The 15,556-nt window shown below is 34.2% G+C and carries 14 protein-coding genes; 1 reads left to right on the top strand and 13 read right to left on the bottom strand.

Annotated elements, in window-relative coordinates; translation table 11 throughout:
- Positions 1 to 173: 173 nt before the first annotated feature.
- The 4 genes from BM361_RS10210 to BM361_RS10195 all read right to left on the bottom strand — a co-directional run bounded on the left by BM361_RS10210 (position 174) and on the right by BM361_RS10195 (position 5,491).
- Positions 174 to 1,622: a TlpA family protein disulfide reductase gene (locus BM361_RS10210; RefSeq protein ID WP_074978669.1), complete on the bottom strand. Its 1,449-nt coding sequence runs from the start codon at positions 1,620 to 1,622 to the stop codon at positions 174 to 176.
- 373 nt (positions 1,623 to 1,995) lie between these two features.
- The gene (locus BM361_RS10205) at positions 1,996 to 3,342 is read right to left on the bottom strand and encodes a serine hydrolase domain-containing protein (protein WP_083425923.1); all 1,347 of its coding nucleotides are present in this window, start codon (positions 3,340 to 3,342) and stop codon (positions 1,996 to 1,998) included.
- Positions 3,343 to 3,686: 344 nt separating this feature from the next.
- A complete protein-coding gene (locus BM361_RS10200) occupies positions 3,687 to 4,472 on the bottom strand; it encodes a hypothetical protein (RefSeq protein WP_074978666.1) in 786 nt (261 codons plus the stop codon).
- Between the two features lie 158 nt (positions 4,473 to 4,630).
- Positions 4,631 to 5,491, bottom strand: a complete 861-nt coding sequence (locus tag BM361_RS10195; RefSeq protein ID WP_074978665.1) for a LysR family transcriptional regulator — start codon at positions 5,489 to 5,491, stop codon at positions 4,631 to 4,633.
- Between the two features lie 108 nt (positions 5,492 to 5,599).
- Here BM361_RS10195 and BM361_RS10190 point away from each other — a divergent pair, with 108 nt between their 5' ends.
- Positions 5,600 to 6,226, top strand: coding sequence for a LysE family translocator (locus BM361_RS10190; protein ID WP_074978663.1), 627 nt, complete (start codon positions 5,600 to 5,602; stop codon positions 6,224 to 6,226).
- 369 nt (positions 6,227 to 6,595) lie between these two features.
- Here BM361_RS10190 and BM361_RS10185 read toward each other — a convergent pair whose 3' ends face one another.
- The 9 genes from BM361_RS10185 to BM361_RS10135 all read right to left on the bottom strand — a co-directional run bounded on the left by BM361_RS10185 (position 6,596) and on the right by BM361_RS10135 (position 15,363).
- Positions 6,596 to 7,084, bottom strand: a complete 489-nt coding sequence (locus BM361_RS10185; protein WP_074978662.1) for a hypothetical protein — start codon at positions 7,082 to 7,084, stop codon at positions 6,596 to 6,598.
- Positions 7,085 to 7,218: 134 nt separating this feature from the next.
- The gene (locus BM361_RS10180; RefSeq protein WP_175496575.1) at positions 7,219 to 8,118 is read right to left on the bottom strand and encodes a polysaccharide deacetylase family protein; all 900 of its coding nucleotides are present in this window, start codon (positions 8,116 to 8,118) and stop codon (positions 7,219 to 7,221) included.
- Between the two features lie 156 nt (positions 8,119 to 8,274).
- Positions 8,275 to 8,562 (bottom strand): YciI family protein, encoded by a 288-nt coding sequence (locus BM361_RS10170; RefSeq protein ID WP_074978659.1) that lies wholly within the window; start codon positions 8,560 to 8,562, stop codon positions 8,275 to 8,277.
- 237 nt (positions 8,563 to 8,799) lie between these two features.
- Entirely contained in the window at positions 8,800 to 9,537 is a 738-nt protein-coding gene (locus BM361_RS10165; RefSeq protein WP_074978657.1) for a hypothetical protein, read from the bottom strand.
- A 460-nt stretch (positions 9,538 to 9,997) separates the two neighbouring features.
- Positions 9,998 to 10,606, bottom strand: a complete 609-nt coding sequence (locus BM361_RS10155) for a hypothetical protein (RefSeq protein ID WP_139226698.1) — start codon at positions 10,604 to 10,606, stop codon at positions 9,998 to 10,000.
- A gap of 301 nt (positions 10,607 to 10,907) precedes the next feature.
- Entirely contained in the window at positions 10,908 to 12,449 is a 1,542-nt protein-coding gene (locus BM361_RS10150) for an amidohydrolase family protein (protein ID WP_074978654.1), read from the bottom strand.
- Between the two features lie 375 nt (positions 12,450 to 12,824).
- On the bottom strand, positions 12,825 to 13,271 hold the full coding sequence (locus tag BM361_RS10145) for a hypothetical protein (RefSeq protein ID WP_074978653.1): 447 nt from the start codon (positions 13,269 to 13,271) through the stop codon (positions 12,825 to 12,827).
- Positions 13,272 to 13,427: 156 nt separating this feature from the next.
- Positions 13,428 to 14,342 carry an alpha/beta hydrolase family protein gene (locus BM361_RS10140; protein WP_083425921.1) on the bottom strand — a complete coding sequence of 305 codons (915 nt, stop codon included), beginning with the start codon at positions 14,340 to 14,342 and terminating at the stop codon, positions 13,428 to 13,430.
- A 175-nt stretch (positions 14,343 to 14,517) separates the two neighbouring features.
- Positions 14,518 to 15,363 carry a hypothetical protein gene (locus BM361_RS10135; protein ID WP_217643770.1) on the bottom strand — a complete coding sequence of 282 codons (846 nt, stop codon included), beginning with the start codon at positions 15,361 to 15,363 and terminating at the stop codon, positions 14,518 to 14,520.
- Between the last annotated feature and the right edge of the window lie 193 nt (positions 15,364 to 15,556).

The raw sequence follows: 15,556 nt of genomic DNA, 5'->3' as shown, positions 1-15,556 counted from the left end.
CCAACGGTTTGGCTATGATTCCGTTACCCAAATCCCAAGAATTCAAGAATACCTAATTAAACAATCAATAAATCATGAATAAAATCCGCTAGGATTTTCTACCGTGACCGCAAGATAGCAAATTGCAATGCATTCCAATTAGGAATTTCAGCCACAATAAGTTATACACGGAGTTATATGCTGGCCTTTATTAATTCTTCAAGTTCATTTTCACTTGGTCTCGGTGCATCATCGTCAATTATTTTTCCGTTTCTATCAAAAAGAAGATACCTCGGAATTGTCTTAATCCTAAAATTTTTGTACAGATTTGATTTCTCCCAATTTGATATTATATAGTTTCCTTCTTCTTTTGAAAGGTTTTCTAATTTTGATGCCCTTACCCAAGCTGAATAGTCCTTATCAATCGAAATTTCAATAATTTTAAGTTCTGTTTCATTAAACTTTGATTTTAAATCTTTTAAAAATGGCATTTCTTTCCTGCATGGCGAACACCAACTTGCCCAAAAGTCCACTAAAACAATTTTTCCTTTATGTCCTGAAAGCACTTGTTCGAAAGTCAATTCGTTGTCGTTGACGAGATTAGTCAACAGCCCTGCAGTTCTATTAGTTGCGTTTAATTTTTTTGAGTTCGCCTTTTGATTAGCAACAACAGAATTCCATTTGTTTTTTAATTCATCATTTTCATTAGCAGAATTAAACTTGGTAAGATACTTGTCAAATTTAGGCTTTTCAACGAAAAAAATACTTTTAAGATATGAGTCCAATAGAACGTCTTTTGCGGATTTATTCAAAAATGTTTCGTGTTCATTAACAAAGTCAAATAGAACAGAATTCTTAACTCGTTTATCTTCATTAAAATATTTGTATAACATCAATGCCCTCAAAAAACTCACATATTCTTTATTGTTAAGTAATTTATCTTCATTAAGTTTAACACCTAAACTCTCAATTTCTAACTCTAGATTTTGATTTTTTGCTTCTCTTATCCTGGAAGTAGCAAACTTTAATTTTTGATTAATTCTGTTTGTTGAATAAAATTTATCTGATATGCTATTATTAGACTTTAAGCTATCCAGTAATTTAATTGAGTTTTTGTATATTTTTTCTGAATCATACTTGTTATTTTGAAATTTATTTTCATCTATTACTATTGCTTTGCTTTTTAAATTGTAGCTGTATAAAATATAATCGAAGTTGGTTTCACTCCACCTTCTATTACTATTCAACAATGTAAATATCGGATAATCAATTTGTTTCGATTGGTTAACGTCTATTTTTTTAATTGCGATTAAAAGGCTATCTCCTTTGTCAAGTTGTAATTCATAGAAAAATGAAATGAATGGGTCTCCACCAATAATTTTTACAGTATTTTGTATTGGTATTGTTACTGATGTTCTATTTTCTTTCTTTCCGAGATATAGCATATCAGGATTGTCCTGCATTTCATCCACGAAAAGGTTAGTGAAAAATGAATTTATAGTGTCATTTACACTTATTACAACCTCATTCTTTTTCTTAATTTCCTTTTCTTTTATAATTGAAATTTCAGAACTAATTTCTTTCTTTTTTTCTTGACAGCTAAATACTGTTAGAATTAAAAATGTAAGTAGGATTTTTTTCATAGGCTTGCATATAGCAATTGTATAAACACCATAGGGTGTTTATTTTATATATGTTCACCTACAAATCTAATAGATTTATTTGACAAATCTGTTTCTTGCTATATGGGAGGATAGGCAGTAGCTCAAAGTCCTATGCTACAAACTATGATAACGCAAGCCAGACTCCAGAAAAGAGGGTATCTTAGTATCGTATTGTACTGCAAAGGTTAATATTCTTTTTGAACTGCCTTTTATGCGACCCGCTTGGTTTATCCTGAGCGACAGCCGAAGAGTACGCTGGTGGCCTCAGGGTTTTGTTTCTTTTTTTAATAAGGACTTTATGAATATAAATATTTGAGAAGCTCACTTCATTTCTCTCCGAAAGGCAGGTTAACTAGTTGATTCGATGCCTTTTAACCCCTTCGATGGTATTGTCATTCATATTTATAATCATTTTATCACCATTAAACTTGATTTTCAATTCATTGGTATAGGTTAGCATCAAAAGGTTAGCCTCTTCGGCTAATAACTCATCGTCTAAGAATAAACGACCATCAACTTCATGTAAAACAATTTTAGCCCGTTTAATTCCCAAGTGCTTAGTGAGTTCTTTTTTGTCGAAAATATAAGTTCCAATTTGCCTTTTATAAGAATTGGGGTTAGCTAATTTGTTTTCAGAAGGTAATACTACATCTTTATTTGTGATAGCAAGATATAAATCACGTAATAGCTGAAGTATAGGCGTATTTCCCCAGTTTGACGTTATTCCTATAAAGCCTCCGGATTCTGCCATTCTAATAATTACACTTTTGGAGCCATAACCGCTACCGGCTGCAAAATATATCTTTTTATCGCCGAAATATTTAATGCTCCAGGTATAACCTTCAAAATCATTTTCACCACTTTGTACATGAGCCTTGAACATCATGTCAACATATTTTTTACTAAGAATTCTATAGTCCTCCAAACCCTGTACGAACTTAAAAAGATCCGAAGGATTTGAGTAAAGGCCACCTCCCGCATTATCTCCATAATGCTTACTTCTTTGAGCAAACTCTAATCCATTCGAAGAAATTCGGTATGGTACCGCAAGGTTTGAAACAACATTCCTTCCTCTATAATAACCTGTATTATTCAAGTTCAAGGGTTGAATGATGTTTTCGTTAATAAATGCTTGGTAAGACATGCCACTAACGTTTTCGATAATAGCACCCAATAAAATGATGCCAGCGTTAGAGTATTCATATCGCTCTCCAGGGGTAAAAAGAAGGGTTTGTTTTTCGACAAGTTCGACTTGTTCTTGGAAAGTCAATTCATCATGTGGTTGAACACCAGATTCTCTCGAAAGACCTGAAGTATGCGTAAGCAAATGATGCACGGTTATGTTATCCGCCCAATTGGTTTCTAAATTAGGTAAATATCTTGCAACAGGTGCTTCAATGTCGATCCTACCATCCTCGATTAAAATCAAAATTGCCGTAGCCGTAAATGTTTTTGAGATTGAATTTATGGAGAATCTTGTATTAGGTGTATTCTTGATTTTAAAGCTTCTGTTAGCGAGCCCGTAACTTTTCTCAAAGGTGTTATTATTGTCTGTTATAACTTTAACTGTACCTGAAAAACCAAATACTTTTTCGTAAGCTTCTATGGTCAAATTTAGCTTCTCATTCATACTTGTATCCTGACAAAACCCAATATTCAGGCTTGTTAAAAAGATTGCAATGATGATGAACTCCCTCATGATTTTTTATTTACATGCAATTACATAAACACCATATGGTGTTTATTTTTAATATGTTTACCTACAAATCTAATAGATTTATTTGACAAATCTGTTTCTTGCTACATGGAGGATAAGCAGTAGCTCAAAGTCCTATAATACAAACTATGATAACGCAAGTCAGGCTCCAGAAAAGAGACTATCTTAGTATCGTATTGTACTGCAAAGGTTAATATCATTTTTGAACCGCCGTTTCCACCACCCGCTTGGTTTATCCTGAGCACAATCGAACGGGAGTCGAATCCACAGGCACGAGCGCTGCGTAATGGCGTAAGCAAATTGCGGTTATATGTTGTTGGCTGTAGTTATTTTTTATATTTTATTTTTCTGGTAGAAACTTGATACTTTCTTTTTTTACCATCAAGATATTTATACCAAGTTTTTTTTATCCAATTGTTGAATTTGTCATACTTATATTCATATTCCTTTCCATTGGACTTTATTAAATCTCCAAAATCATTATAGACAAGATCATTAAATTTCCTTTCTTCAAAATTAATTCTCATTTCATTTGTAGAAAGTGTCTTTCCGTTTTCATCGAGAACAGATATTTTAACTAAATTTTTGTCAAAATCATAGGAAGCAAATTCGACTCCATTAAAATTTGAATTTAATTCCTTTAATACTAATTGTATAGGATATCCTTGGTCATTATTCTTTAAAGAACTAATCCTAAACGGTTGGTTATTGACATTTTTATCAATTGTCTCAATTAAATAACCTTTTTCGTCATAAACGTACTCTGTAATTTCTACCGAATGGCCAATTACTCTATTCCAGGTTTCAAATTTTCTGGTAATACTTTTAGCATTTGTTGAGTCATAAATGAAGTTTAATCTTGCCTTGATATTTTCTTCATTATCATATTTTATTTCAGATACCAACATATTTTGAATATTATAAGTCGAAACTGTTTTTAAAGTTTCCATTACATTTTTTCTGTAATACGTTGTCGTGGTAGTTATTTCGATAATATGGGGTTTTTCTCTAATATCTGGTTTACGATCATGACTTAAGGCGGTCGCTATACTTTGAGCGGAACAATTGAATCCGATAAGCACCATGATTGTTCGAAGTAGGTATTTTTTCATGAATTTTAGAATTACTGCCAACGGTCTTGTATATGAAAAGTAGCGGATTTTACACACGAACTTTTCGGATAGTTACTGACCTTTAATTTATTCATTTTGTTTGATTAAGCGATTAAACCGCTATTTTTTATATATGTTGTAAGCACCAGTTTTTATTTTTATGCAACATTTTTAGCAAGTTCAATTACTTTTTTAATCGTGTTGTTCAGTTCCTTTTTTCGCCAGTTTATGTATAAATCTATTTTTTCCTCTAATTCTATAAACTCAACATTTTCTACTTGTGCCGATTTAAATGACAAAGGTAAAATTGAGATTCCAAGCCCTTTAGAAACGAGGTTTATTATCATACCTCCAAAGTCCGATTCAATTATGATTTCGGGTTCGATTTCATTTTTTGAAAACCACGACCTTAATAACGAAGCAAAAAAAGTGGTTTGGTGTAAACCAGAAATAATGAACTTTTCGTTCTCTAATCCAGCTTTGTCTTTTTTGTTTAACCTATGGTTTTTAGGAACAACCAAACATATTGGTTCAGAATAAAGTTTTTGAGAGTCGATATTTGCATTTTTGATTTTGTCTCTACTAAATGCTATGTCGGTTTGAAAGTTTAATAAAAGCTTTTCGTGATTTTCGTCTGTCGGTTCCGTTAATTCTATTTTTAAATCGGGTAGATTGTTGCTTAAAACCTCCAAAAAAATTGGTAAAAACTTATAAGCTATAGAACCCGGATACGATATAGAGATAGTTCCCGCTTTTCCTTCGTCAATTTTTTTTGCATGCCTTATAATTTGGTCAAACTCGTTGATTTTCTCTGTCCAATGTTCTTGAAGAAATTTACCCGCATTTGTAAGCTTGACATTTCTTTTGTCCCGTTCAAAAAGTTGTATTTGTAATTCATCTTCCAAAGCTTGGATTTGTCTGCTTAATGAAGACTGTGATATAAAAACTTTCTCTGCCGTATTCCAGAAATGAAGCTCTTTGGCAAGTGCTAAAAAATATTTTATTTGTTGAATCGTCATTAATAATGCTGTTTTTGCATTAGATGATCAATAATATGTATTTTTTTAAGTATATCAAAACTGTTTCTTTGTTGATAATATTTTATTAATTCTAAAAGATTGAACACAATGGGAATTGAAAATTTAATGACATTTATAGTAACGGCTTTGTTATTTATTATGACACCTGGAATTGACACGGTTTTTGTTTTAAATAAGTCAATTGGTCAAGGAAAAAAGTCAGGTGTTTACGCTTCTTTTGGAGTAAATGCAGGTGTTTTGGTTCATACATTTTTTGCTGCATTAGGTTTGTCGGTGCTTATTGGAAAATCTACTTTCGCATTGACTTTAATCAAATTTCTTGGTGCAGGATATCTGATTTATTTGGGATTTTTAAAGTTGAAGAACAAAGAGGAATTTATTCCAACTGATAAAAATAAGTTAAACAAAAATTCAAAAAATGATTTTTGGACTGGATTTTTAACTAATGCTTTAAATCCGAAAGTTGCATTATTCTTTCTAGCTTTTTTTCCTCAATTTATTAATGTAAATCAAATGGATAATCCTATTCCGTTCCTATTATTGGGCATAACTTATGCCTTAATCGGGATTGTATGGTTTTTGATATTGACATTATTCGCAAGTGTTTTCAGTCAAAAGTTAAGAAGTATTCCTAAATCAGGACGTTGGTTAAATAAATTAAGTGGTTTGATTTTTATAGTTATGGGAATAAAAATAGCATTAGCTAAAATTTAAATTTTCGCCCGATTTCATTATTAATCGGGTGTTTATTTCAAATTGGCCACAACAATTCCATAAACACCATATGGTGTTTATTTTTAATATGTTTACCTACAAATCTAACAGATTTTTTCAATAAAACTGTTTCTTGCTACATGGGAGGATAGTTAGTAGCTTAAAGTCCTATGCTACAAACTATGATAATACAATCCAGGCTCCAGAAAAGAAGGTATCTTAGTATGCTATTGTACGGAAAAGGTTAATATTCTTTTGAACCGCCGTTTCCACCACCCGCTTCGTTTATCCTGAGCACAATCGAACGGGAGTCGAATCCACAGACACGAGCGCAACGACTGATGAACTCCTAAAAAATAATATGCGGTGTTACCTACTAGCTTTTATTTTTTTCGTGCCAGGTTTTATTTCAAAATTACTGTTCAAATGAAATTTCCAAGTGTCGGTAAATTCTAAATAATATTTTCCGTCCTCTGTGGTCAAAATAAGTCCATCCCAACCTCCGGCGATAATAAATTCCTCCCAATTTTCAATAAAATCAGTTGATTTAACTCGAATAATTGGGTCTTCCCAAGATAGCCAAGTCAAAAGTGTCTCATATCTGGATATTGGACTTTTTTTTAGCCAATTTTTAATTTCCGTCTCATTATTCTCATAATCGAAGAAGAATTGAAAATGATTATTCGTTAAATTCCAATCAATTGTTGAGTGGTCATCGTCCCAACTTTTTCCGCCAACTTTAATTCCAAGCTGTTTTAATAAATTCTCAAATCCACCATTTTTTCCTTCCTTTCCATATGATTCAAGAAAAGTAAGATGTTTGTGAAGGAAATGCTTTTTATTTTCTAAGATGCTCATTTTTCAAATTGGTGCCAACGCTTAACTAAAATGAGTCTGCTGCCCTTGCTAAAATCACGGGAGTTTCTGGTTTGTAATATCATATCAAATGGCTTGGTTTGCATCTTCATTTTAGTGTCTGTTACCTTTCGTTATTAAAGTCCAAGCTCATCCATTCGTTTCTTTTCATACCTGCTGTCTTCTGCCGGATATCTAAGTTCATCTTCGTATTTTCCAGAGTCTTTAGCCAAAGCCCAAATTAAGCTTTCTCCTGCATGGTTAGGAGTTTGTTCATAAATAGAATCTTTAAAAGCCTCATCGGCTGAAATCACATTCCAACCTTTTGATTTAAACATTGCGATAAGATCATCTAAGAAAAGTGCGGCTGCAAGGTTGTGATGAAGAAGTAGCGTATGGTTGATATGTCGACCTGTAAGCTTTAGCGACAAGTTTTCATAGTAGTTAGCACGTTCAAATAGGTGTTCCAGATAGAAATCCTTGAAATCTTCAATATGGGCCTTTGGGTTTTGATTAAGTCTCTTTCTTAATCGACTGTCAATATACCAGTCCGACCCATCAATTGTAACATGACCATTTTTATACCCATAGTATTTCATGATTTGCCGAATACTATCTACTTCAGTTGTTGTGTTTCCTTCCTTTAAATATGGGAATCTGAATAGTTTGGTGTAGTTACTCAAGGAATTAATCAAGGAGTCAGCCCTTAAAAGTTCTATTCGAAAATCTTCTGCATTGATTTCTTCTCTATTAAAATTCGGATGCGAGTGAGTGTGGTTAGCAATAAAATGCCCTTTGTTGTTCCATGTTTCTAAAAGATGCCTTCCCTGAGCATTAGACTTTCCTTCGGTTTTGACAAAAAATACCGCTTGGATTTCAGCATCCTCCAAAGCACTCAAAATCATATTATTCCATTCTTCAAACTCATAGCCAGCACGTTTCGACATGCTGCCGTCATCGAAAGTGAAGCTTATGGTTGGTTGAGCAATTGAAGTTAATGAAGTTATAAATGTTAATACTAGAATAATATATTTCATGGTTATGGTTATGAAAGGTAACGTGTTTGTATAAGAGGCGTTGCGTGGTTTAGCACTTAACTTTACAAGTACACACCAAGCTGAAAATCCCGGAAGATTTTCAGAAGTAGGCGAGAACAAGCAATTTCTTATAGCCATTATTGTGTTCGTACTTTTTTATTTCATCAAGAAATTCAGTTCTTCACAAGTTTTAGTCGGCACGAATTCAGTCAACTCGTAATTCGCTAATTCATTTTTCTTGAAAGGGTCTTTTTCAATAATTTTTTCCAATTCTGATTGTAATTTAACATTAGACAGAATTATTCCTCCTGTTCTTGGAATTTTTCGTCCTGAGGCGAGAAAATGTCCTAATTCATATTGTTCATTTAGAAATTCAATATGTTCAATCAGAAATTGGTCAATTTTTTCAAGTTCCGTTTTATAAGTCAGATTTATAATAAACATTTGTTTTTCAGTTTTTTTGTCCGTTTTAAATTCAATTTACGTTCTTCGGGTATGACACACAACGGTTTGGCTATGGTTTCGGTACGTGAAATCCAAAGGATTAATGAATACCTAATTAAACAATCAATATATCATGAATAAAATCCGCGAGGATTTTCCGCCGTAAATCGAAGATAGCAAATTTGCGAGGACTTTCCGAGAGGAAGGTCAGAAGCAATGAACTATAGCCGGTGTTAGCTAACGTTTTTTAATCAGTTTTATATTTTCTTCAGTTGTCGTTAAGATACTAAACTTTTTATTTTCTTTTTCTATAGTTCTGTCGATAATCATTATGCTGTCGGTCAGCTTTTTTATTTTCCATAGTTTCTCAACCTTATCCAAATCACTTTGTAATTCCAGGGTTAAGAATTCTGTTGTATTACTGATGTCAATTCCAGATTTGGAAACTTGATAAAAATATGATGCAGAAATAGTATCGCCTTTAATTTCATAAAAAGGTGGGTATTGAAAATCACTTTCGGTTATTCCTGGTGGTGCAGGTGGTAATGGTGGCTTTACTATACTGTCATTAAAGAACAAATCATAATTTTTTTCCTCAATCCAAATTCCATTTAGCAACTCTTTATTCCATTGAAGTTGTCTTTTCTCAAGAATGATTTCATAGTCCTTTTCGGATATTAAAAGTCCTTTTAGAGTGTTCTTATCAATTTGCTCAATTGCAATTACTCGACTGTCAAAAACTAATATATTGTTATTCTCAAAAGATGCAATTCGCCAAGGTAAACTTCTATCATCATACTCAAAAACAGTAAATGTAGAGTCTTTGAATTCAATAGTAATCGTGTCCTTTTCTCCAATTGAAGACATATTGAATGTATTTCCTCGTAATTCATTTGCAGTGTCAATCCGTTCAATGTTTTTTTGACAACTAACCAGTATCAAAATAAGAAGTAAAATTGTGGTCAGTTTGTTCATTTTCAAATGTTAGCTAACAATTGTATAAACACCATATGGTGTTCATTTTTAATATGTTCACCTACAAATCTAACAGATTTTTTATTTTAATTAAACTATTTCTGGCTATAGGAGTGTAAATTTCTGTAGTTTTGGTGCTGTTATGCTCTAATAGCAACTGAATATATCTTAAGTCAGTTCCATTCTCCAGTAAATATATACAGCTCTCGGCCATTGCCTACAATTTGAAGAAGTACCTGAAATTTATAGAAAAACATACAAAAAGTGGAGCAGCAAGTATGCAAGGCGTCTGTTTTGTGCTAAAAGTACTCCTACGATATATTTCACTTCTTTATAAGCCTTTATTTTAGTTTGCAACGAAACTAAAGCGTAAAATAAAAGCCCTTTTAAGAGCTTGTTTAGATATTGTATTTATGCAATTAATCATTTGTGCAACGACTACATTTGTTGTAGCACGTTTTTATTTTATTTTTTCTTTGTCCACGAGTTCTGAAAGATTCGTGCGGTAATACTGTTTTTCGTTGGTCTTGTCTTCAGGGACTATTTCGAATGACTTTGATTTAATTTCAATTTGATTTTCTGAGGTTGTAGAACTTCCTAATCCGAAAAATGACGAATTATTGAACCCTACCAATTGCTCTTCCAAATTCTTACCATTCACGTCTACCACGATTGGTTTTGAATAAGTGTGTTTGAATGTCCATTCGTTCAAGTATCCGATTCCATTTGAATCTAAGGTCAAAATGTTTTCGGTCACATTCGATTTTATGAGACTGACTTGTCCCGTATAATTCTCAGGTACGACAATTTTCAAAGTCGGGGAATAGAGTTGGTAATGGAAAACGGCAAATGCTATCGTTGTAATTGTGAAATAAACGGTCCAAAACGGAAGTTGCTTTAAAATCAATTTTGTCAGCCAACTCAAGATAAATCCGCCAACCAAAATCAAGGCGATTAACATTCCACCAAGAAATAGTCCTGATAAAATCATTCCGCCCGGAACTTCTGTCAACTTGTAAATCAAAGTCGCTAAAAGTCCCAATGAAATTAGTCCTGTCGATATTTTCATATTTCGGTTCATTTTAATGTGCTACAACGGTGACGGTATATTGCGGGCGGTATTAGAAACTACTTACCTTTCTACCGTTACGAACCTTAATAGGTATTGCAAACCTTTCAAGTTGCACATCCCTACCGCCTGAAATATACCGTATGTGGTATGCAGGTGTTTGCTTGTATTTCATCTGTTAACAATTCAATAATTATCTTTTACCCAGTCTGCTGCATGGCCTACATCTTATTCAACTACAGAAATGGCAAAAGTCTTGACCCAACCTTCTACATCAACAGTCTCTTATCTTATCTTCCCTTTACCTCACCGGATTACGAATGGCCTGCCCGGGATAAACGTCTTTGAGAACTTTGGAGTCCTTGACCACAATATTACCATTAACGATGACATAGGGAATGCCTGTAGATGGCAGCGTGTTCTTGCCCTCTTCCGCAGTGGCATTGTCTTGTACCGTTTTTGGATCGAAGATGGTGATATCCGCTGTTGCTTCTTCTTGAACTCGTCCACGGGTTTTGAATTGAGGTACCGTAGATTCCAACCACTTGGCTTGCAGGTACGACATCTTGGCAATAGCTTCCATCAAAGAGATAGGATTTTCTTCACGTACTATTCGCAACAGCTTTGCGTGTGCACCCGCACCACGAGGGTGACCCTTACCAACTCCATATGGTGTATTCCAGGTTGGTTCTTTACCATCAGGCATGATGAAAGGAATGGCATCGTTTCCCAAAAAAACACCGGGGCGCTTTAGTGCCTCCATCATATCTTTATCTTTTTGTGTGTAAATGAGAACACCCGTTGAGGGTGCTTCCTTGCGAAGCTTGGCAAACGATTCAGCCGTTTGACGTTGACCTGTCTCGGTGACGACAATATCGGAGGGGTCCATTCCGATCCGCTGCTCGTAGCCAGGTGCAAGGTAATCGGCACCGGCGTAAGAATTGGCAAAAGTATAGGGGTAAAATTCAGCAACCACATTCATTCCTTGTCTCCGAGCCTCGTCGATTACATCCAGACATAACGGTGTTAAACCGAGGCAGTTACTCGGTACATGGTGCACTAACAGCGGAACGTCGTTCATCTTTGCAGCTGTTAACATTTCTTCAATTCCTAGATATCCACTGGGAGGTAACTGTGAGAGAAAGCGAACGTGCGTCGTAATGAAAGCGTTATATTTTTTTGCCAATTTGGCGAGAGCCATGATTTCCGGCCCGCCCGCTGAACTGTAATAACCTACCGCGAACCCAATTCCCAGACCTCCCTGTTTCAATCCATTCTCGATCGCCTCTTCTAGGGCGGGCAGATCTGCCGGATCGTAGGTCTTGGTCTGCCAGTGTGAACCATCCTTCATGGTTTCCTCCAGCGCTCCTGTATACATGGCCCTACCCTTGGGATTAACCTTATCCAGCACAGCCATGCGGGCAAAACCATGACCAACAGTTGCACCATAATTGAGTTGAGCCCTGCCTTCAAAATATTGATAAAAATCCTCTACAGGGAAGGCACCAAGCTCCAGTTCCAACGCCGTGGTGATACCATCGCGCAAGTAAAGTTTAAAGGCGAAAAAGTCCTGCCCGTGGGCGTGTGGTTCTATAAATCCCGGAGCGACAACTAAACCTGTGGCATCAATGGATTCTTTCCCTTTAATTTCCTTTTCTGTAATGACGGCGATTTTTCCATCCTCGATACCCACATTACGAACAGCATCGAAATTGGTTTCCGGGTCCATAACACGGCCATTAAGGATTACCAAGTCATACTCTTGTTTTGATTGATTCTGGCAGGATATACCCAGAATAACAAACATAAGTGCCAGCACAAATAATTTAATGTTTGTTTTCATCTCTTTATTTTTTCTAAATTATTTTGTTAATCACTTGCCTACAACAAATGCACAAACACCATATAGTGTTTATTTTCAATATGTTTACTACAAATCTAACAGATTTTTTCAACAAAACTGTTTCTTGCTACATGGGAGTATAGGCGGTAGCTTATAGTCCTCTGCTACAAACTATGATAACGCAATCCAGGCTCCAGAAAAGAGGGTATCTTAGTATGCTATTGTACTGCAATGGTTAATATTCTTTTTGAACCGCCGTATACACCACCCGCTTGGTTTATCCCGATCACAATCGAATAGTAGTCGAATCCGCCAACACGAGCACAGCCAACTGCGCGTAATCAAATTGCGTTTTACAATGTTGGGATCAGTTTTTCAATCAGTCCAATGATTTTGTACATCTAAAGCCATTTCTCTTACTTTTTTGCTTTTATCACTTAAACCTAAGTCAATTATTTCATTCTTAATTTTCTTCTGTTCGAACCCTTTCATTATCACGACAGTATTAAATCTTGTTCGCCATTTACTGTCCTTAATACCATTATAGATTAGTTTTTCAACTCCATTGATTTTTCCGGTCATCAAGTTAATTTCCTTTCCAATAATATCGTAAAAAATTGCAGTCCAAGAATTTTGAAGTCCTTCATATAGAATCTCAAATTTTTCATTATCCAACTCACTTGTGTTCCAGACGGCTTCAATGGTATTTAGCAGATTAATTATTTGGTCTCTGTTCTTTTGATAAACGTGGTTCAAGTCAGACTTGGGATAGTAATTATCCAATTCCCTTAACTCATTATCTGCTGAATAATTTCTTGTCATTCTCAAATTGGTGCTAACGGTTCTGTGTATGATTAGTCGTGGCTTTCTATTCACTAACTTTTCAGATTAACACTGACCGTTGTTTTATGTTTACACTTTATTTTATCACTTAAACCGATAGTACTTATACACCGTGTGGTAGGCAGTGATTTATTTCTATTTATTATTCTTAATATTCAACGATTTTTGTTTTATCCAATTAACTGAAATGCTTATCGGTTCGCTCTTATTGGTATTATGACCTAGTGATGGAAACAAAACATACTCAAATGGTTTGTTCTCTAATTTCAAATTGTTAAGATGCTCGATACACATTTTCACAGGAATTTGAATATCTTTTTCTCCAAAAACCCAAAGACCAGGAATTGAAAGAGTTTTCAAAACCTCTTTTGGGTCAGTAGCTTCAAATTGATATTTGTCGGGGTCGTTTTTGATATGTTCGCGAGCGTCTTTTTCGGTATGATTATCCCAAAAATCTGTTCTCCCGTTTGTATAAAACTGAAACCTTAATTGTTCAAGAGTAGTTATTGTTGGGCTACTTAATAACACCATAAAATCGACCAATGAATTTTCACTTGCAACAATTGGAATTATCCAACCGGCTTGACTCGCCCCAATTAGTCCAGTAGGTAAATTTCCTCCTTTTTTATGTATTAAGTTAACAGCAGAACTTGCATCTTTTGCCAATAGATTCAGATTTTCAACACTGATGTTATTCGTTCCTACTTCAGGCCCAGCATAAACTCCACCAGATTCTCCAACTCCGCGTTTATCATAGGTCAATACCAAAATATCATTTTCAGCCAACAATTCAGCGAATTTGGTCATTCGAGGTACTTGGTCAGAGCCGTGAACAATGACAACCGCTGAATGCGGATGATTAGGACTATAAATTGTACCTGCCAATTTAACTCCCTCACTCTCGAAAGTTACATTTTCTGTTTTTATAGAAACATTCAAGTCAGATTTATCTTGAGGAGGTATCGCCTTTTTTTGTTCAACTGATTTATTGCAACCAATTGTTGTTACAAATAGGGTGAGTAATAAAAGTCGGCTTGTTAATTTTATCATATAGTTCGCTTCAAAGTTTTGGTCGTATAGCTTACAACGATTTTGTGTATGGTAAATTGCGGGTTGTATGTCCGAGAATTTCCATAGGAAAATAAAAGTGTCCAAATACACACTAACCTTTTGATTTAGGATTAAACTTAAGCATTATTTTTATAAGGTGTTGTAGTGCGTTTTGTTATTTGTTTTTTAATTCAATTATTTCTTTTTCAAGTCCCAAAAGAACCATCTCATTCAGAAATTCATGAACCTCAAAGTATTGGTTCCATTGGTTGTCATCCCAAGAGTCTTTTTGTTTGTAAAATATCCCATGTGCTAAAAGATTCCTTAAATCTGATAAATTACTCTTTTTTCCTCCTGTACTTTCTATAAGCTTTTTTAGGTTGTCTTTAAACAAGACATAAACAGGTTCTTTTCTATCATATACTTTTGTGCTAAGTTTTTTTAAACTTTCGGCTAATCTATTTTTACTATTAATGTTTTCAATCCAATGTTGTTCAATGAAAGACCATAAAGCTAATTCGCTTATAAAAGTACTTGATTTTTTAATTTCTCTTAAATATTCGAAAATAGCTAAATATTCAATTAGGTTTTTTCGGTAAATACTTTCAGTAATGTTTATGATTGTTATAAGTTTATTGTTTGTTAAATTCTCTCCACCAATTGATTCGTAATGTATAGGAGTTGCAGGTTGTTTAATTATATCCCCATTTTCAAGTGTTACAATAATTCCCGTTTGAGAGAGTAGAGAATTACAAAATGATTCTGCAACAGATTTTAAAATCCTTGCAAGCTTATTTCTATTTTCACTATCAAATTCTGAATTATTAAATATCCATAAACAGTGGTCATAAAGGCTTACATGATGATGTGACATTTGATAAAACTTAGCTCCTAAGTCTTTTACTGGAGATATGCCATCAATGACTTCTTTAGATGTATAAAAATTCCAATTTCCATGATTTTTAATGTCTATGTCATTTTTTAGAGGATTTAAAATCCAATAAGGAGAATATTTATTCATATCATTTCTTAAATTACCTACAAAAATTACATAAACCCCATATGGCATTTATATTTAATATGTTCACCTACAAATCTAACAGATTTTATATTTTAATAAAACTATTTCTGGCTATAGGAGTGTAAATTTCTGTAGTTTTGGTGCTGTTATGCTCTAATAGCAACTGAATATATCTTAAGTCAGTTCCATTCTC

This window comes from Zhouia amylolytica, from assembly GCF_900116365.1.
In the GTDB taxonomy this organism is placed as follows: Bacteria; Bacteroidota; Bacteroidia; order Flavobacteriales; family Flavobacteriaceae; genus Zhouia; species Zhouia amylolytica.
The sequence above is the reverse complement of the archived record's forward strand: the minus strand, read 5'-3'. Positions and strand labels throughout refer to the sequence as shown.